Source organism: Kribbella sindirgiensis, from assembly GCF_004331435.1.
GTDB lineage: Bacteria > Actinomycetota > Actinomycetes > Propionibacteriales > Kribbellaceae > Kribbella > Kribbella sindirgiensis.
This window is the reverse complement of the sequence record NZ_SJKA01000006.1, coordinates 1-17,732: the sequence shown is the minus strand read 5'-3', so window position 1 is coordinate 17,732 and position 17,732 is coordinate 1. Positions and strand designations below refer to the sequence as shown.

19 protein-coding genes are annotated in these 17,732 nt (G+C 67.1%); 7 read left to right on the top strand and 12 right to left on the bottom strand.

What is annotated here, in order from left to right:
* Positions 1-36: 36 nt before the first annotated feature.
* Positions 37-1,032 carry a LacI family DNA-binding transcriptional regulator gene (locus tag E0H50_RS17960; RefSeq protein WP_131289707.1) on the top strand — a complete coding sequence of 332 codons (996 nt, stop codon included), beginning with the start codon at positions 37-39 and terminating at the stop codon, positions 1,030-1,032.
* Here E0H50_RS17960 and E0H50_RS17955 read toward each other — a convergent pair.
* The 5 genes from E0H50_RS17955 to E0H50_RS17935 all read right to left on the bottom strand — a co-directional run bounded on the left by E0H50_RS17955 (position 1,005) and on the right by E0H50_RS17935 (position 5,807).
* On the bottom strand, positions 1,005-1,877 hold the full coding sequence (locus E0H50_RS17955) for an NAD-dependent epimerase/dehydratase family protein (protein WP_131289706.1): 873 nt from the start codon (positions 1,875-1,877) through the stop codon (positions 1,005-1,007). The genes E0H50_RS17960 and E0H50_RS17955 overlap by 28 nt on opposite strands.
* Positions 1,874-2,746: a carbohydrate ABC transporter permease gene (locus E0H50_RS17950; RefSeq protein ID WP_202868194.1), complete on the bottom strand. Its 873-nt coding sequence runs from the start codon at positions 2,744-2,746 to the stop codon at positions 1,874-1,876. The genes E0H50_RS17955 and E0H50_RS17950 overlap by 4 nt, the downstream gene beginning before the upstream one ends.
* The gene (locus tag E0H50_RS17945) at positions 2,743-3,585 is read right to left on the bottom strand and encodes a carbohydrate ABC transporter permease (RefSeq protein WP_238151043.1); all 843 of its coding nucleotides are present in this window, start codon (positions 3,583-3,585) and stop codon (positions 2,743-2,745) included. The genes E0H50_RS17950 and E0H50_RS17945 overlap by 4 nt, the downstream gene beginning before the upstream one ends.
* 34 nt (positions 3,586-3,619) lie before the next feature.
* Positions 3,620-4,996 (bottom strand): extracellular solute-binding protein, encoded by a 1,377-nt coding sequence (locus tag E0H50_RS17940; protein WP_131289700.1) that lies wholly within the window; start codon positions 4,994-4,996, stop codon positions 3,620-3,622.
* Between the two features lie 85 nt (positions 4,997-5,081).
* Positions 5,082-5,807, bottom strand: a complete 726-nt coding sequence (locus E0H50_RS17935; RefSeq protein WP_165547187.1) for a helix-turn-helix domain-containing protein — start codon at positions 5,805-5,807, stop codon at positions 5,082-5,084.
* A gap of 72 nt (positions 5,808-5,879) precedes the next feature.
* Here E0H50_RS17935 and E0H50_RS17930 point away from each other — a divergent pair, with 72 nt between their 5' ends.
* Together E0H50_RS17930 and E0H50_RS17925 are read left to right on the top strand one after the other, a co-directional pair.
* Positions 5,880-7,406, top strand: coding sequence for an FAD-dependent oxidoreductase (locus E0H50_RS17930; protein ID WP_131289696.1), 1,527 nt, complete (start codon positions 5,880-5,882; stop codon positions 7,404-7,406).
* Positions 7,403-8,530, top strand: a complete 1,128-nt coding sequence (locus E0H50_RS17925; protein ID WP_131289694.1) for a glycoside hydrolase 5 family protein — start codon at positions 7,403-7,405, stop codon at positions 8,528-8,530. The genes E0H50_RS17930 and E0H50_RS17925 overlap by 4 nt, the downstream gene beginning before the upstream one ends.
* 187 nt (positions 8,531-8,717) lie before the next feature.
* On the opposite strand, the gene E0H50_RS17920 is transcribed toward E0H50_RS17925, so the two are convergent.
* From E0H50_RS17920 to E0H50_RS17905, 5 genes are all read right to left on the bottom strand, one after another.
* The gene (locus E0H50_RS17920; RefSeq protein ID WP_202868193.1) at positions 8,718-10,283 is read right to left on the bottom strand and encodes a M12 family metallopeptidase; all 1,566 of its coding nucleotides are present in this window, start codon (positions 10,281-10,283) and stop codon (positions 8,718-8,720) included.
* A 12-nt stretch (positions 10,284-10,295) separates the two neighbouring features.
* Positions 10,296-10,550: a hypothetical protein gene (locus E0H50_RS43450; protein WP_202868192.1), complete on the bottom strand. Its 255-nt coding sequence runs from the start codon at positions 10,548-10,550 to the stop codon at positions 10,296-10,298.
* Positions 10,551-10,577: 27 nt separating this feature from the next.
* The gene (locus E0H50_RS17915) at positions 10,578-10,874 is read right to left on the bottom strand and encodes a YbaY family lipoprotein (protein ID WP_165547186.1); all 297 of its coding nucleotides are present in this window, start codon (positions 10,872-10,874) and stop codon (positions 10,578-10,580) included.
* A gap of 233 nt (positions 10,875-11,107) precedes the next feature.
* Positions 11,108-11,335, bottom strand: a complete 228-nt coding sequence (locus tag E0H50_RS17910) for an ANTAR domain-containing protein (RefSeq protein WP_131289690.1) — start codon at positions 11,333-11,335, stop codon at positions 11,108-11,110.
* Positions 11,336-11,378: 43 nt separating this feature from the next.
* Positions 11,379-12,392, bottom strand: a complete 1,014-nt coding sequence (locus E0H50_RS17905; RefSeq protein WP_131289688.1) for an SDR family oxidoreductase — start codon at positions 12,390-12,392, stop codon at positions 11,379-11,381.
* Positions 12,393-12,585: 193 nt separating this feature from the next.
* Between E0H50_RS17905 and E0H50_RS17900 the strand changes: the two genes are divergently transcribed.
* The 3 genes from E0H50_RS17900 (at position 12,586) to E0H50_RS17890 (ending at position 15,462) form a co-directional block, all read left to right on the top strand.
* Complete coding sequence (locus E0H50_RS17900) at positions 12,586-13,563, top strand: AraC family transcriptional regulator (RefSeq protein ID WP_165547185.1); 978 nt, start codon at positions 12,586-12,588, stop codon at positions 13,561-13,563.
* 106 nt (positions 13,564-13,669) lie between these two features.
* Positions 13,670-14,716 carry a hypothetical protein gene (locus E0H50_RS17895; protein ID WP_131289684.1) on the top strand — a complete coding sequence of 349 codons (1,047 nt, stop codon included), beginning with the start codon at positions 13,670-13,672 and terminating at the stop codon, positions 14,714-14,716.
* 8 nt (positions 14,717-14,724) lie between these two features.
* A complete protein-coding gene (locus tag E0H50_RS17890) occupies positions 14,725-15,462 on the top strand; it encodes an LppM family (lipo)protein (RefSeq protein ID WP_131289682.1) in 738 nt (245 codons plus the stop codon).
* Positions 15,463-15,707: 245 nt separating this feature from the next.
* Here the strand turns inward: E0H50_RS17890 and E0H50_RS17880 are convergent, their stop codons facing one another.
* The gene (locus E0H50_RS17880; protein ID WP_131289680.1) at positions 15,708-16,451 is read right to left on the bottom strand and encodes a hypothetical protein; all 744 of its coding nucleotides are present in this window, start codon (positions 16,449-16,451) and stop codon (positions 15,708-15,710) included.
* Positions 16,452-16,544: 93 nt separating this feature from the next.
* Between E0H50_RS17880 and E0H50_RS17875 the strand changes: the two genes are divergently transcribed.
* Positions 16,545-17,315, top strand: a complete 771-nt coding sequence (locus E0H50_RS17875; protein WP_131289678.1) for a maleylpyruvate isomerase family mycothiol-dependent enzyme — start codon at positions 16,545-16,547, stop codon at positions 17,313-17,315.
* Here E0H50_RS17875 and E0H50_RS17870 read toward each other — a convergent pair.
* On the bottom strand, positions 17,312-17,732 hold a 421-nt coding region (locus E0H50_RS17870; protein WP_202868191.1), incomplete at its 5' end, for a transposase. The genes E0H50_RS17875 and E0H50_RS17870 overlap by 4 nt on opposite strands.

The following is a 17,732-nucleotide window of genomic DNA, read 5'->3' as shown; positions in this document are numbered from 1 at the left end:
CCGTGTCAACGGCTCGGACCTGACTACGATGAGGACATGGCCGACCAGGTGATCACGCTGTCCGATGTCGCCGCTGCGGCCGGGGTGTCGCTGTCGACGGCCTCGAAGGCGCTGAACGGCACCGATCGGATCTCGCAGGCGACCCGCGAGCACGTCCGCACGACCGCGGACCGGCTCGGGTTCCGGCACAACGCCCTCGCGCGCTCGTTCGCCCGCGGCCGCAGCCAGACGATCGGCGTCCTCACGCACCGCGCCTCGAACCCGTTCACCCGCGTGGTGCTCGCCACTGCCGCCACCGAGCTGGGCGCCAAGGAGCAGGCCATCCTGCTGTACGACGCGCGGATCGGCGACCGCGACGTCACCGAGAGCATCCTGCAGCTCCGGGCCCGCCGGATCGACGGCGTGATCGTGATCGGCACCGGTACGTCGTTCCCGAGCCCGTCGCTGACCAGCCGCTTCGACGTACCGGTGATCTACGCGTTCACGTTCACCGAGGACCCGGACGACGTCACGATCACTGCCGACGACGACGAGATCGGCCGGCTCGCCGTCCGGCACCTGCTGTCGAAGGGACGCCGGAAGATCGCCCACATCACCGCGGAGCCGCACGACAACGCCGCCCAGCGCCGGGCGGCCGGAGCGCAGGAGGTCCTGGCGGACGCAGGATTGGAGTGGGTGAGCCCGGTGCGGTTCGGCCGCTGGCGGGAGGGCTGGGGCGCGGAAGCGGCCGCCGAGCTGCTGGCCGAGGTTCCCGACGTCGACGCGATCTTCTGCGGCAGCGACGCGATCGCCCGCGGCGCCGAACGCGTCGTGCGCGCGTCCGGCCGGGAGGTGCCGGGCGACGTCGCGCTGATCGGCGTGGACAACTGGGAACAGCTGATGCACGACCAGCGGGTCTCGCGGCACCTGACCACGATCGACGTCGGCCTCGAGGAGATCGGCCGCCAGGTCGCGGCCCATCTCCTCGAGCCCGACCCGCAGCCCGGCATCCGCTACGTCACTCCTCAGGTCGTGACCGCGGAGACCACCTGATCCTCCTCGTCGTGGATCGAGTAGCGCGGTTTGAAGCCCAGCAGCTCCTGCGCTCGCGTGGTGTCCACCAGCCCGTCGCGTCCGCGCACCGGCCGCCGCAGCGGCACACCTGACGCGTACTCGTGCAGCAGGTCGCTTGTCTGCCGGTCGATGAGGATGTCGTCGGCCGCCAGACCGACCACGTGCGCTCCAGCCGCCGATGACTCCAGTGCGGCGATGACAGCCCGGATGCCGTCCCGCAGGTCCAGGTAGGCCCACCCCTCGCGAGCCATCATGGACGGGTCGCGCTCGGCCATCGCAGCGAACCGGAACAGGTCCTCACGAGTCTTCACCAATGGGAACCGCAGGGCGATCACGTTGGTGCCCCACCGTCGCCACGCCATCCGGGCGCTCTGTTCGTCGACGCTCTTGGACAGCGAGTACGCATCGGCGATGTCGGCTTCCACGTCCTCGTCGAGCGGGTAATACGCCGGCTCCACCTCGTTGACGTTCATCGGTACGCCGAACGCGTTGATGCTGCTCGCGATGACCACGCGGGCGATGCCGGCCTGTCCCGCCTGCGCCAGCACGTTGAACGTCGCCGCCACGTTGTTCTCGAACACCTCCTCCGGCGTACCCAGGCTGGGATGCGGTATCGCGGCCAGGTGCAGCACAGCGTCCACACCGTCGAGTGCCGCGGCCACATCCTTCGCCGACCGCGCGTCGCCGACCAGTGGGCGGTCCGCCGTGCTGGTGTGGTCGTAGCGCAACGACAGGCCGATGACGTCGTACCCGGCGGCCTGCAGCCCTTGCACCGCGGCGCGGCCGATCGAACCGTCCGCGCCGGTGACGAGAACCCGCTTCACGCCTTGATGCCCCCAGACAGGCCCACGCCACGCAGGAACGCCCGCTGGAAGACCAGGAACAGCAGCACCGGGATCAGCAGGGCCAGGAACAGACCCGCCAACTGGATGTTGAGCTCCGTCACCTTGGCGATCTTGGGCAACGCCACCGAGACCGGCTGCAGATCCGGATTCGTCAGCACCAGCAGGGGCCACAGGTAGTCCTTCCAGGAAGAGATGATGCTGAGCAGGACGACCACACCGAGGATCGGCCGCGACAGCGGGAGCACGAGCGAGGTGAACACGCGGATCGACCCGGCGCCGTCGATACGGGCCGCTTCGAAGTACTCGCGCGGGATGCTGTCGAAGAACCGCTTCACGATCAGCACGTTGAACGCACTGGCCGCGGGTGGCAGCCAGACCGCCCAGAACGTGTTGGTCAGGTTCGCGTGCACCACAGGGACTTTCAGCACAGTCAGGTACAGCGGGACGAGCGAGACGATGTGCGGTACGAACAGCGTCGCCAGGATCGCGCCGGACAGCACAGCGCCCCATTTCGGCCGGAGCACGCTCAGCACGTAGCCGGCCGTCGTACAGACGATCAGCGACGCAACCGCCGTACCTGCGGCGATCATGGCGGTGTTGCCGAGGTAGTACCCGATGTGGCCCTGCTGCCAGGCGGTGGCGAGGTTCCCCCACTGCACCTCTCCGGACGGGAACCAGGCGAGTGGCGACCGGATGCTGTCCTGCGTCGGCGAGATCGCTGCCTTGAGCAACCACAGCAGCGGTCCGAGCCCAGCGACGAGCAGTCCGATCAGTACGACGACCTGACCGATGATGAACGGCACTCGGATGCGGGTGAGCTTGCGGTCCGCATCCGACAGCACACTCACTCGGTACTCCAGCCACGCGTGGCCAGCTGGAAGACAGCCGACAGTACGGCGAGTGCCAGCGCCAGGAGCACGCTCAGCGCGGTAGCGGCGCCGTAGTCACCGTTGACGAAGGCGTAGTTGTAGATGAGTAGCAGAATCGTCATCGTCGACCCCTGTGGTCCACCGCCGGTGAAGAGCAGCGGCTCGGTGAACAGTTGCATCGTTCCGATCACCTGCAGGAGCAGCATCAACAGCAGGACGCTGCGGAGGTGCGGCAACATCACGTGCCACACCCGACGTACCACTCCGGCACCGTCCAGTTCGGCTGCCTCGTACAGGTCAGGGCGTACGGACGTCAGCGCGGCCAGGTAGATGATCACTGCGTTACCCGCACCCGCCCACGTCGCCTCCAGCACGATCGACGGCATCGCCGACGACGGACTGTCCAGCCAGAGGTACGGCCCGAGTCCGACGTGGCCGAGGATCGTGTTGAACATCCCGCTCGGCGACGGGTCGTAGAAGAACCGCCAGAGCAGGATGGCGACCACCGGCGGCGTGATCACCGGCAGGTAGGCCAGCATGCTGTAGAACCAGCTCCGGCCGCGCAGCTCGGACAGGAACATCGCCAGCAGCACCGGCACCGGGAACCCGAACAGCAACGCCAGCAGCGTGAACCACAGCGTGTTCAGTGAGGCCTGGCCGACCGCCGGGTCGCTCAGCACGTACCGGAAGTTCTCCAGCCCGACCCACTTGACCGGGTCGATCAGATTGGTCTGCTGAACGCTCATCACCAGGCCCTTGACGATCGGGCCCCACGAGAACACCAGGAAGACCAGGAGCACCGGCAGTGCGAACAGCACTGCCGGTACTCCGTTGCGTAGCCGGCGGAGCAACTCAGCGCCCGAGCTTGGCATTGACGGTGCCGGCCGCCGTGGTCAGCAGTGCCGGGATGTCGGCCTTCGGGTTACCCAGTACGGCTTGCACCACCGGGTCCAGAGCGGCGTACACCTCCTGAGCCTTCACCGGCGGCTCAGGGATGATCTTCTGGTCGGCCGCCACCTTGGTGTACGGCGCGAAGTTCTCGAGCGGCACGTTGACGTACGGCTTGATCCAGCCCTGGTACGTCGACCACTGGTCCGCATTGACCACCGGGAGACCCGGGGTTCCGACCGGCAGCTTCGCCGCCACACCGTTCTTGGCACTCGTCACCGCGGCGTCCTGGTTCACGTACTTGTTCAGGTAGCAGAACTTGATCCACTTGATCGCCGCGGCCTTCTCGGCGTCCGTCGCGTTCGGGCTGACGATCTGGACGCTGCCACCGCTGAGCGTGCCGTGGTCACCACCCTGCTGCGGCATCGGGCCGATGCCGAACGCCGAGGACTTCAGGCCGTTCGTCTGGACCAGCGTGCGGTACTGGTCGGGCGCCGCCATGTACATGCCGATCTTGCCGGCCGCGAACGCCTTGGAGATGCCGTCCATGTCGTAGAGCACCGCCTGACCCATCGACTTGTCGGTCCACTTCATGTCGTGCAGCAACTGCAACGCGGCCTTGGACGGCGCGTCGTCGAAGGTCGCCTTGCTGCCGTCCTCGTTCTCGATCGAGCCGCCGAACGCGTAGGTCTGGGTGGTGAACATCCAGCCGCCGGTGTTGTTCGTGGTCATCTGCGCGTAGCCGGCCTGGCCGGTCTTCTGCGTGATCGTCTTCGCGGCCGCCCGCACCTCGTCCCAGGTCGCCGGCGGCTTGTCCGGGTCCAGACCGGCCTTCTTGAACAGGTCGCGGTTGTAGATCAGGCCGATCGAGTACGCGGCCGTCGGGACGGCAAACACGTTGCCGGACTGGTCCTGGGCGATCTTCAGCACGTTCGGGTTGAGCTCGTCGAGCAGGCCGTCGTCCTTGAGCACCTTGGTCAGGTCGGCGACCTGCTTGCGGGCGATCATGCCCTGCGGCTCGGTGAACGGCACGTTGAGCACGGCGGGCAGCTGCCCGCCGGCCGCCTGCGCCTGGAAGGTGGTCGCGTCCCAGATGGTCTCGACCGGGTTCAGCTTGATGTCCGGATTGGCCTTCTGGAAGTCGGCCACCTTCTTGTCGAAGGACGCCCGGTTGGCCGGATCGGAGCTGGACGGACGGTCACCGACCGTGAGCGTCACCTGCCCGGACCCAGCGGGCGCGCCCGCAGAGGACGAGGGGGCGCTGGAGCAGGCCACCAGTCCTGCCAGCAGGACCAGGGAGGTCGTGAGCGCTGCGGTGGAGCGAATCGGGGGTCGGTACATGCGAACTCCTCAGCGGGGATAGGGCGCGAGCGGCCGTTTCCGCAGAGTAGCGCAAGCGCTTTCGCAAATGCTAGACCCAGCTTTGTCAGACCCGGCTGCTGTCGCGGTACTGGGAGGGAGATTGGCCTGTATGCCGGCTGAACACACGGCTCAGGTAGAAGGCGCTGCGGTACCCGCACTGCTCCGCGACCGCCTGCAGTGTGTCGTCGGTCTCGGCGAGGAGCTCGCGCGCCTTCCGGATCCGGAGACGGCGGAGGTACAGAACCGGGGTGACGCCGTGAACCGCTTTGAACCGACGGGACAGCTGCGCGGGACTGATGCCGAAAGCGGTGGCCAGGCCGCCGAGTGAGAGGTCCGGCGCGGTGAAGTGGTCGTGGAAGGCCGCCGTCGCACGCTCCACCAGCTCGTCCCCCGGCGCGTCCTGGTGCGCGCGCAGAGTCATCAGGACGAGGTCTGTGACAACGTGAGCCGCCACCAGGTCCGGGTGCGCATCTGTTGCCTCGAGCATCTTCAGGTCGGCGCGCAGACGGTCGAGATCCCGCACTCGCCGACAGCCGGCCGGCGGCTCCAGTTCGGTACTGAAACGTGCATGGAAGAAGGACATCGGTGACCGCATCGTCCGCCGCAGCGTCCCGCCCGGCGGGCAGATGACGATGTCTCCGAACCTCGCCACCCCACGCGACACCCCCACCACCTCGAAGGCGAACGCTCCGCTGCGCGGCAGCAGCAGACTCCAGGTCTCGTAGGTGTCGGACGCGAGGCTGAAGCTCGCCCGGCGCGGCGCGAGCAGGTAGCCATCCAGGGTCAGCACGGCAAAAAAGTACATGCGCGTGCCGAGATCCGCCATGTTCACGAGGGTTTGTGCGGCGTCACAGTGCATGTCATGGTCGATATCTGTATCTACGGAGGCACTCCCGCGGGGTGCGTCGCCGCGATGACCGCCCATCAGGAGGGCGCGTCCGTCGTCCTGATCGAGCCGAGCCGGTGGCTCGGCGGCATGCTCGCCGCCGGGATCAAGCCGGCGCAGGACTGCCCGATCCCGGCTGCCGTCGGCGGCCTCACCAGCACCGCGGTCTTCGGTTTCGGCACCAGCCCGCACGACGTCCAGCGCGCGTTCCAGGACTGGATCGCGGACGCGGGGATCGAAGTGATCTTCGAGCACCGCGCCCGTTCGGTCACCCGCGACGGCAACCGCATCACCGCCATCCAGCTGGAGACCTCGGCACCGGACAAGTGGGGCGTCCCACTGCCGGCCTCCGAGTCGCTCCCGGCCGGCGAGGTACGAGCTGCGGTCTTCGTCGACGCGTCGTACGAAGGCGATCTGATGGCACTCGCCGGCGTCCCGTACCGCACCGGACGCGAGGCACGCGAGGCCTACGGTGAAGATCTGGCCGGCGTCCAGCCCGTCACCAACTGGACGCCGATCGACCCGTACGTCGTGCCCGGCGACAGCACCAGCGGACTGCTCCCCCTGCTCGAGCCGGACCACGGCCTGCCCGCAGGCGCCGCGGACGACTACACGCAGGCCTACAACTACCGCTTCTACGTCACGACCGACCCGGCACGCCGTGCGGAACTCACCCCGCCCGACGGCTATTCTCCCGCCGACTACGAGCTCGTACGCCGCTATGTCGAGCACCTCGACCTCGAAGGACTCCGCGGGATCTTCCCCGGATGGATGAACTCGGGCGAGTACAACTACCAGCGCGCATCCCTGATCACCAACGCCCCGCTCGGAGTGAGCCGCGCGTACCAGGACGGAGACTGGGACGAGCGGTCCCGGATCTGGCGCCACCACATCGACTACTTGCGCGGACTCCACCACTTCCTGTCGACCGATCCCGCCGTACCGGCAGAGTTCCGGGCCGAGACAGCGGCGTACGGGCTCGATGCGAGTGTCTTTCCGGAGACGGAGGGCTGGCCGCCGCAGCTGTATGTGCGGGTGGCGCGACGGCTCGACGGCGTCAGCACCGTCACGCACGCCGACGTGGCCAACCAGACCGATCCCGGCGACAGCATCGGGCTGGCGCTCTTCGGCGTGGATGTCTACCCGGTACGGCGGATCCCGCACCGCGATCGGGAGACCGGACAACTCGGCGTCGCGACCGAAGGCGATATGTTCATCGGCGGCCACCTGGGGACAGGGCGTCCGTACCCCATCCCGTATCGGGCGATCACCCCGCGGCAGGACGATTGCGGCAACCTTCTGGTTCCGGTCTGCCTGTCGGCGTCCCACATCGGGTACGCCGCGACTCGGATGGAGCCCGTCTTCTGTGTCCTGGCTGAATCCGCCGCGGTCGCCGCGGTGCAGTCCTTGCGCGAGCAGACCGACGTACAGGAGGTCGACGTCGCCAAACTCCAGGACCGGCTCGTCGACCGAGGGCAAATCATCACGTGGACGGCGGAATGATGACCCCGGATCGGCCGGCTTTCGGGGTCAACTATGTGCCACGCGAGCAGTGGTGGAACAGCTGGCTGGACTTCGACGAGAAGTCGATCGCCGAGGACCTGACCGCGATCGCGGGCCTCGGCTGTGACCACATTCGCATCCAGTGCCTGTGGCCGGTCTTCCAACCCTTCCCGACCTCCGTATCGGCCAGTGCCATGGCCCGGCTGTCCATCGTCCTCGATCGCGCGCACGACGCCGGGCTGGATGTCTGGGTCACCGTCCTGAACGGTTTCCTCTCCGGCTGGGTCTTCCGGCCGCCGTGGCTGACGCGGCACAACCTCTTCACCGACCCGCTCGCTGTCTCCGCCGCCGGACTCCTGCTCCGCTCAGTCGCCGAACTCGTCTCCGCACACCCGGCCGGCGCAGGCATCGACATCGGCAACGAGCCGAACATGCTGGTCGGCTACGAGCCACAGACGGTCACCCAAGAAGACCTGGACAGCTGGGCACGCGCCCTGATCGGAATCGTACGATCCGCCACGCCCGACCTGCCTGTCGTCCTCGGCGCGGATCATCAGCCATGGACCACCGACCAGGTCGGCTTCAGCCGGGCCCTGCTCGCCAACGAACCCGACATCACCACCGTCCACGCCTGGCCGTACTTCAGCGGATTCCTGGGCCACTTCGGCGAAGACAACGACCTGGCCTGGTCGATCGGCGCCTACCTCGCCCAGGTCGCGGCCGCACATCAAACCACCCCGCGGCCGATCTGGGTGCAGGAGATCGGCGTCGCCCCGGAGTGGATCTCCAGCGTCGGCATCGAGAACGCGGTCGAACGATTGATCCGGCACGCCATGTCGATCCCCGGAGTCGCCGGGCTGTCCTGGTGGGCGTCGCACGACATCCGATCCGACCACGGCGGCTTCGCGGAACTCGAGTACGGGCTCGGGTTGCTCGACGTACACAACCGGGTCAAACCCGCCGGCCATCGCTTCGCCGACGTCATCGCCGAACTCCGAGCAGACCAGCAACGCACTCTGGCCCCGACGTCGATCCGGCTCCCGCGCGACAGCCCCGCAGACCTCGACTTCGCCACCCACTGGTCCCACAAGTGGTCAAACGGCCGACCACCACAGGTGCTCTGATTTCGGAGTCTGACGGGCGGATGCATCCGCACGCGTTGCGCTGTGTGAACGGCGTACCGCGCCGGCTGTCGTCGCAGGCCGAGGGTGAGTCGTTCGCGTACTCGGTGATGGACGACGGACTCGTCCTCGGTAGTGCATCCCGGCGGCGGCTGCCCATACCCCGGCAGCCGCCGCCGTGTGCAGTCGATCAGGGGAACCAGAGTTCGTGGACGTGGCCGTCGGTGCCTCGGTAGACGACATGCTGGGTACGGTCCACGTCCCAGGTGTAACCGGCCGGGTCGCCGGCCGCGTTCGGCGCACCGGCCGCGGCCACCAGATCATTGCGGTTCCAGGTGCCGTTGAACCACAGCTCGCGAATGTGTCCGTCGGCGGATCGGTAGACGACGTGCTGAGTGCCGTCGACGTCCCAGGTGTAACCGGCCGGGTCGCCGGCCGCGTTCGGGGCGCCGGCCGCGGCCACCAGGTCGTTGTGGTTCCACGTCCCGTTGAACCACAGCTCATGAATGTGCCCGTCGGCCGCGCGATAGACAACATGCTGAGTGCGATCCACGTCCCAGGTGTAACCGGCCACCAGGGCGACCGCGTTGGGCGCGCCGGCCGCGGCTATCAGGTCGTTGTGGTTCCAGGAGCCGTTGAACCACAACTCGTGAATGTGCCCGTCCGCGCCGCGATAGACGACGTGCTGAGTGTTGTCGACATCCCACGTGTACCCAGCCGGATCACCGACAGCACTCGGCGCACCCGCCGACGCCACCAGATCGTTGTGGTTCCACGTCCCGTTGAACCACAGCTCATGAATGTGCCCGTCACCACCGCGATAGACCACGTGCTGAGTGTTGTCGACATCCCACGTGTACCCAGCCGGATCACCGACAGCACTCGGCGCACCCGCCGACGCCACCAGATCGTTGTGATGCCACGCCCCGTTGAACCACAACTCATGAATGTGCCCGTCACCACCGCGATAGACCACGTGCTGAGTGTTGTCGACATCCCACGTATACCCAGCCGGATCACCGACAGCACTCGGCGCACCCGCCGACGCCACCAGATCGTTGTGATGCCACGCCCCGTTGAACCACAACTCATGGATATGGCCGTCACCACCGCGATAGACCACGTGCTGAGTCTTGTCGACGGACCAGGTATAACCGGCCGGTACGCCGGTCGCGTTCGGCGCACTCGCCGACGCGCTCAGGTCCTTGTGATGCCAGCCGACCGTGGGGTACATGGCCAGCACAGCCGCGATGTCTCCGGCCGACAGACCCGTTCGCTGTCCGATCTGGGCGTTCGGATCGACGGGCGTGATGGTCTCTCGCCCGTTACTGCTGAAGGCCGTCCTCGGGTAATGCATGATCGAGCCGTACTCGTAGCCGTCGAGGTCGTCGCCGTCGGTGATGTGCTGATCGAAGTTGTGCTCCATCCCCGCCTGGATGTTCGCCCAGTTGATCGTGACGAACCGGTCGCGGTCCTCCCGGCTCTGCTCGTGCCACAGCCCGACCGCATGGCCGATCTCGTGGATCGCGTTCCCTCGCGTACACCCGGCCCCGAGGCTGATCGTCTGCGACCCGCCCTGCATCCCGACCGACGACCAGCAGCCGCCGGCGTCCGCGAAATGCACGAAGTTGGGAAAGTCGCCGGCGTTCGCCGCGGTGCGCTCGGGGAACCGGATCGGCGTGTTCGCCTCCCAATGCGCGATGGCGTCGCGGACCCGCTGCTGATTCGGCAGATTCGGGTCGATGTCGAACGGCACCTGCGAGCGCGGTCACCGGAAGCGCACGCCGGTGATCCCGACGCCGGCTTGGACGTCACCGGCGATCCTGCCCTGCAGCTCGCTCATTCCCAGCTCGAGCTGGTCGACGGTCCCGAGCACGATGTCGCCCTCGAAGACAGCCAGGCCGTCCACCGCGCTGTACACCACTGGCGCGGACGAGAAGGTGACTCCCGAGATCACCGCCGTACCGCGTTCTCCGCCCCGGAACTCTCCTGCGTTCTGCCAAACTCCGTTGTCCTGTGTCACTTCTTGCTCCCCCTGGTCACCGCGTCGTCAAACCCGTCGTACCTCCACTGCCAGCTCACCCGCGTCGAACTCGACCGGGTACGACGTCGTGGAGATGAAATCCTCGGGGGTCACGCTCGCGGTCCCGGAGACGTCGACATGGACCCGCACCGAATACCGCAGCCGCGGATCGATCGAGGCGGACCGTACGTCGATCGCGAACGGCAACCCGCGCTCGTCCCGCGGCAGGACCACGTGTTCCTGCACCTGCTCGGCGATGATCACGGCCGGCGCGTCCGCGCGCGAAACCTCTTCGACCCTGGCCACCACCCGCGAGGCTTCCACAGGTCGATCCCCGGAAGGGAAAACGATCCGCCCGGTCAGCAACATGCCGAAAACACCACTCCCCCGATCGCGCCGCAGCGCGCCCCCTTTGTCCGACCATGCGCCGCACCCCACCGGGCAGTCAAGATCGCACAGCCATCCCCCCGGAAACCCTTGGAAAGCACACGTTTCAATCACTCCACCGATCGAACCTGTTGCTGTTCGCTTCGTCGGAGTACCGACGTACGGATGGGTCAGAGCAGGGAGCGGGTGGCGACCAGCCAGCGGGCCACCTCGATGACCTGCAGGCGGCGTGCGGCCGCGTGCCGGCGCAGGATCTGGGAGGCCACCTGCGAACTCACCTGGTGCCGCTCCATGAGCATTCCTGTCGCGATGTCGACGGTGTAACGCTCGTCGACCACTCCACGGCTGCTCGGCGGATCCACCACCAGCACCCGGTGCCCCGCACCGGCCGTCCGCATGCACCCAGGCCCGCAGCGGTTGCCGAAGCCAACCTCTCGCGTGTCAGTTCTTGCGGCTTGCGATCACCAAACCAGCGGCGGCAGCTGCCGCCGCGGCCAGGCCGAGGAGACCCCGGTGCCGGGACGCCCACAGCTGATAACTGCGGGATGTGGATCGATCGTCGAAGGCGCCGTGCGCTCCGTAGTCATGCCCGCCGCGATGGTCGGCCGGTGACCAGAGGTTCGCCGCCCGATGGGGGTCGCCCGGCATGTCGATCTGCTGGGACCGATAACCCGTCCGGGCGAGGTAGCGGTCCAGGAGTCCTGCTGCGAACTTGTTCGCGATCAGCGTCGCCGCCGTCGGGGCACCGACCCAGTACTCACGTCTGCGCGGATGATCGGCCGCATACAGTACGGCGTTCGCGGCCACCTCGGGCTGATAGATCGGCGGCACCGGCTGAGGATGCTTCGACAACCTCGACAGCACCCACGAGAACTGCGGAGTGTTCACCGCGGGCATCTGCACCATGGTGACGTTGACCTTGCTCTTGTCATGCAGCAGTTCGCAGCGCACCGATTCGTGGAACCCTTGAATGGCGTGCTTGGCCCCGCAGTACACCGACTGCAACGGGATCCCCCGGTAGGCCAGCGCCGACCCGACCTGGACGATCGTCCCGCGATCGCGAGCCGTCATACGATCCAAGGCCGCCCGCGTCCCCCAGACATACCCGAGGTAACTGACCTCGGTCGCCCGCGTGAACTCCTCCGGCCGGATCTCGGTGAACGGCGCGAACACCGAACTGAACGCTACATTCACCCACACATCGATCGGACCGAACTCCCGCTCAACCCGCTCCGCAGCCCGCTCCACCTGCTCGTAGTCAGCGACATCCACCGCCAACGCCAACGCCTCACCACCGGCCGCCTCAACGTCCTCAGCCGCCCCCTTCAACCCGGCCTCCCCCCGAGCCAACAACGCCACCCGATCGCCCCGGCGCCCGAAGGCGACAGCGGCCGCCCGCCCAATCCCCCCACTGGCCCCAGTAACCACGACAACCCGCGATCGCTGACTACGCATAGCTCCTCCGGTCGGATGGCTGGGCAGCCGCACGACGAACAGGACCGCCTTCGAGTCCTCCCGGTACCCATCACATGCCGACGAAACCGGCACATCACCTCCGTGACAGACTCCCGCGGCGGGTCACGGGCTCGAACCTCTCGAACTCTAGAATGGCGTTGAGTGATGGTGTTGTTACGGAACGGAGGTGAAGGTGGGCGAGTACGTTCCGCTGGGTGGGCACGAGGTGCTGCGGACGCGGGACGTCGACGAGGCCCGGTTCCGGGTCGGGCAGACGTTCGCCGACCATCGGCTCGCGATCAGCCGGCAGCCGGAGCGGTTCGAAGCGCGCCACCATGTGGTGCCTCTGGGGTCGATGGCGCTGTGCTATCTCGACTACGGCTCGGAGGTCTGGCTGACGCCGGGGCCGATCGACGACATGGTGCTGGTTCACCTGCCGTTGAAGGGCGCGGTCGACACGTACGGGCATCGGGAACGCCTGCTGTCCACTTCCGCGACGGCGACGATCGCACAGCCTGATCAGCCGTTCGCGATGCACTGGCAGGCGGCCAGCCCGCATCTGCTGGTCAGGTTCTCGGCGACCGAGCTGCGTCATGCGCTGGCAGGGATGATCGACGCCGACCTGAAGCAGTCGCTGTCTTTCACGCTCGGTCAGGATCTTCGGACGGAGCGAATGAGCGCCTGGGTGGACGTGGTCAAGCTGGTCTGCCGGCAGGTGGACAGCGGCCACGATCTCCTCACCCACCCGCTCGCGGTCCGCAATCTCGAGGAACTGCTCACGTCGAGTTTCCTGCTCGGAAGTACGCACTCCTGGACCGAACAACTGCACGCACCAGCACACTCTGCCGCACCCCGCTGTCTGCGGATCGCACTCGAGTTCCTGCACGCTCATCCGGCCGACCCGATCACCGTGGAAGACGTCGCATCCGCGGCGGGTGTGGGGGTCCGCGCGCTACAGGAAGCCTTTCGCCGGCACCTGGACACCACGCCCACGGCGTACCTGCGGAGTCTCCGCCTGGAGCGTGCGCGCAAGGATCTCGAAGCGGGTCGTCCGGCGAGTACGTCGGTCACCGACATCGCGCTGCGGTGGGGCTTCGTTCACCTCAGCAGGTTCGCTGCCGATTACCGGAAGGCCTTCGGCGAGTCCCCGCGCGAGACGCTGCGCCGCTGAGGACGCCGTTCGCAGATCGGCTAGCGGGGCCGCGTCGATCGGATAGTCGCTCATCGATCGCGTTCCTAGGGTTTGCTCGACTGCCCGTAGCCTGCTGGGAGATGGTGTGACGCGACGAAGTCCATGGCTGATAGCACTTGGTCTGTTCATCTGCGGTGCTGTCACCGCATGTGGTGACAACTCCGCGCCGCAACCTGGACCGGCGGCGAGCCCGGCATCGACGACACCGGCGGAATGGACCCGGCCGGACGGCATCGCCATCCTGACCAAATCCTCCACCGGCTACACCGTTCGGATCTCTGACTGGGCGACCGGTGCGAGAGTCGACGATCTGCCGGTCAACATGACCGATGGCGGCTTCGAACCCCACGTACGCTCCGACCTGCGGTACGCCGCTCGACGCAACGGCTATGCCACGATCGAACTGTACGAGCCGAAGGTGGACAGCGGCTACGTCCTGACGGCGAGTCTGAAGGATCAGGCCGCGAGTTTCAGCGGCGGCAAGGTGGAGCTCGACGAACCTCGCTTCAACCCTGCCACGGGCAGGCTCTGGGTGACCGCCACGCCCACCAAGGGAGAGGCGTACTACCTCTCCTTCGACCCCGAGAAGCCGGACGCCGAGCCTCGCCGGGAGGCCACCAGATCTGCGGGGTTGCATCCCTGGGAGTGGGGATTCGACAGCAAGGGCGCGTTGGTGGAGACACCTGACTGGCGCAAGCAGACCATCATTGTGGGCGGCAGCAAGGGGTACAAGTTCAAGTACGCGACATCGAAGTCCGGCGAGGTCGTGTACGCCGGTCTGACCTTCACGGCTGATCCGACGTACAGCCGCGACGCGTATCAGTTGCTGGCCGAACTCGCGCCCGGTGATCTGCTGCTGCAGTACATCTACCCCAACGCCAATGACGACGAGGGCGCACTGCTGCGCGTGACGTTCGACGTACGCGCCAAGACGGTCAAATACCGTACGGCGATCCCGGCCAGCGCGGACCGCGTTCTCTTTCAGGCGCTGTCCCCCGACAAGCGCTCCGTCCTGGTCGCCACCGAGCCCGGGTGGTACCGCGTACCGCTGACCGGGAACAGCACTGAGGCACAGCCCTTGCCGTCCACGCGGTCCCGGGAGATCGGCGAAGAGGTCGAGGTCATCAGGTGAGCCGCATCATGCGTAGGCAGTTGATCATCGTGATGGTCGCGGCGGCGGTGTTCTCGTTGGCCGGCTGCTTCCGGTACCGGGCGGAAGGCAGGATCGACGCCAACGGGCTGGTGAGCGGGTCGATCGTGATCGGGTACGACCGTGAATTCGTGAAGCAGCAACCCGGGCGGGGCATCTACGACGACCTCAGCCGGTTCATGAAGTCGAACGCGGCCTCGGTGTCACGCGGTACGGCGTCGGTGCAGCCGATGGACGCCGGGCAGTTCCGCGGGTTCCGGACGACCTTCTCCGGTGTCGCGCTGACCGACTTCGTCCAGTTGATGCGGCACGAAGCGGTCGCCCCGGGTGAGACCGGCGGCGTCGACTACCGACTCACCCGGCAGGGCGACCAGTTCGTGTTCGACGCGCGCGTTCTGACCGAGAAAGGCCAGATCCCGATTCCGCCCGAGGCCTTCGAGCGCGCCGAAATCGCCGTGTCGCTGACCTTCCCGGGGCCGGTCGTATCGTCCAACGGCACGGTGTCGGGCGACACGGTGACGTGGAGCCCGACCATCACCGACGCAACCCGACTGACCGCGACCGGCAAGATCGCCGAGCCCGCTGAAGCGCCTGTAAAAGAGACCACGTCAGTCGGTGCAGGAGGGACAGGCGGCGTACGAACAGCGCTGGTTGCGGGCTCGATCGTGGTGCTGGCAGCCGCCGTACTCGCTGCCGGGCTGATGCTGCGCCGCCGCTCTCGACTCTGACGGTTTCCAACTGGTCTTCCGGATACCGAGCCGCAGACCGCCGCGGGCAAGGTGCTTTGGCACTTCACGATGTCGCTCGACGGATTCATCGCCGGGCCGAACCACCGGCGCCATCCTCGGCGGCCGGGACGGGTTCGACGCCTTCCCCGACGCCGACTCCACGTACGACGGGACGTGGCAGGGAACCGTGTTCATCAACGGCGACAGCCCCACCGCAGGGATCAACGTCCGCTACCGCCCAGCCACTAGCTGAGTTCCGAGCGGGCCAGCCGGAGGAAGGCTTTGAGCCCGGCGATGACTTCCTGGTTGTCGGTGAGCCGGGTCAGCGAGTGTTCGAACTGGCGGGCGTGGGCATCCACCTTGGCGTGCAGGGCCCTGTCGCGGGCGATGGCGTTGGCTTCGGCGGCCGCAAGGCCCTGCTCCAGCTGCGTGACACGGCGAGCTTGAGCGTCTGACGTGTCGTGCAAGCCCTCGAGGTCGGTCCTGACGGTGTCCAGGCGGCGCATGGTTTCGATCACGTCGTCGCGGGGGTGCTTGACCTCCTGCAGCATCGTGCTCATCCGGTCGCGCAGGTAGCTGAAGTAGGCACCGGCCGGCCGGAAGAACGTGCTGACCAGGTAGAGACCGGCCAGGTAATAACCGATCGCGCCGTCGGACAGATAGGTGATCAGGGCAACGAGTGCCGCGGACACCAGATGGGACCCGATCGCGAACCAGCGCATCCGCGAGGCGATCCGGCGCGCCTCCGGCTCCCGCCCATCCGGTACGTCGATCCCGCGGTCACGGCTCGTCCGGATCTCGTGGATCAGCGCGTACGCCTGGAAGTAGAGGTTCCACGGCACAGTCAGCAGCAGGATCAACCAGAGCAGGCACAGCACCCCGAGGAACAACGACAGGATCTCCTGAAGCGACACGTCCGCGATCGCGACCAGTACGACGGCGACGATCGTCACCACCACAGCTCCGCAGAACACCCAGATCTTCGACATACCCAGCAGGCTGCCCGAACCCGCCGTCCGCGGAATCGGTACAACTACTCAGCACGCCGGAAGAAAGTCGTGGGCTGCGAGGTTGGGGCTCGTATGACCACACTTGCCGACCGCGTCCTCGCGGCGCTCCGTGCCAACCACGACACCCTCGCCGCACTCGTACCGAACCTGTCCGACGCACAGCTGAAGGGCCGCAGCGGGGCCGCGGAGTGGACTGTCGCCCAGGCGCTCTCACATCTCGGGAGCGGTGCCGAGATCTCCCGCAAGCCGATCGCGATCGCCGCCGGCGAGCACGTCGAAGCCGAGGACAACCAGGCGATCTGGGCCCGCTGGAACGCCGCGTCCCCGGGCGACCAGGCGGCCGGGTTCGTCAAGTACAACGCGGCGTACCTCGACACTGTCGACGGGCTCGACGCCGAGCAGCGTGATCTCCCGATCGACCTGGGCTTCCTGCCCGAGCCGGTGTCGCTGGTGGTCGCGCTCGGCCTGCGCCTCAACGAGGTCGCCAACCACGCCTGGGACGTCCGCGTCGGGGTCGACCCGTCAGCCACATTGGAGCCGGGCTCGGCCGAGCTGCTCCTCGAGCTGTTCGGCGGCCCGCTGGCGTTCCTGCTCGGTTTCTCCGGCAAGCCCGACCAGCTCGAGCAGGAGGTCCGTCTGGCGATCCCGGGCGGCGGCATCACGATCACCGACACGATCACCGTGACCGACACGATCAATGACCCGACGGCCACTTTCGAGGGTCCGGCAGAGGCCGTGGTGCGGCTGCTGACCGGACGGCTCAGCGCAGAGTACGCCGCAGGCGTCAGCGTGACCGGCAACGTCACGCTGGACGAACTCCGGAAGGTGTTCCCGGGCTACTAGTGTCCTGCTTCTGAAATTCGCGACATAAGTTGGTCTGGGGTAGTTTGCCCAGTGATTCGTTGGAGGTAGCGGCTGAGGGAGTCCAGGATTTCGTCGGCAGTCTTCTTCCAGATGAACGGTTTCGGGTCGTCGTTCCAGGACTTCACCCAGGCGCGGATGTCGGCTTCGAGGGCCTGGACGCTCTTGTGGGCTCCGCGGCGGATCTTCTGGTCGGTGAGGTAGGCGAACCAGCGTTCGACCTGGTTGAGCCACGACGACCCGGTCGGGGTGAAGTGCATGTGGAAGCGGGGGTGTTTGGCCAGCCAGGCCTTGATCGCGGGGGTTTTGTGGGTGCCGTAGTTGTCGGCCACGATGTAGACGTCCAGGCCCTCGGGCACGGTTTTGTCGATCGTGGCCAGGAACTTCTTGAACTCGGTC

Coding starts and splice junctions, on each gene's coding strand:
- E0H50_RS17925 (WP_131289694.1), top strand. CDS start 7,403: ATGATGACCCCGGATCGGCCGGCTTTCGGGGTCAACTATGTGCCACGC.
- E0H50_RS17905 (WP_131289688.1), bottom strand. CDS start 12,392: ATGCGTAGTCAGCGATCGCGGGTTGTCGTGGTTACTGGGGCCAGTGGG.
- E0H50_RS17880 (WP_131289680.1), bottom strand. CDS start 16,451: ATGTCGAAGATCTGGGTGTTCTGCGGAGCTGTGGTGGTGACGATCGTC.
- E0H50_RS17940 (WP_131289700.1), bottom strand. CDS start 4,996: ATGTACCGACCCCCGATTCGCTCCACCGCAGCGCTCACGACCTCCCTG.
- E0H50_RS17890 (WP_131289682.1), top strand. CDS start 14,725: ATGCGTAGGCAGTTGATCATCGTGATGGTCGCGGCGGCGGTGTTCTCG.
- E0H50_RS17910 (WP_131289690.1), bottom strand. CDS start 11,335: ATGCGGACGGCCGGTGCGGGGCACCGGGTGCTGGTGGTGGATCCGCCG.
- E0H50_RS17960 (WP_131289707.1), top strand. CDS start 37: ATGGCCGACCAGGTGATCACGCTGTCCGATGTCGCCGCTGCGGCCGGG.
- E0H50_RS17930 (WP_131289696.1), top strand. CDS start 5,880: ATGGTCGATATCTGTATCTACGGAGGCACTCCCGCGGGGTGCGTCGCC.
- E0H50_RS17875 (WP_131289678.1), top strand. CDS start 16,545: ATGACCACACTTGCCGACCGCGTCCTCGCGGCGCTCCGTGCCAACCAC.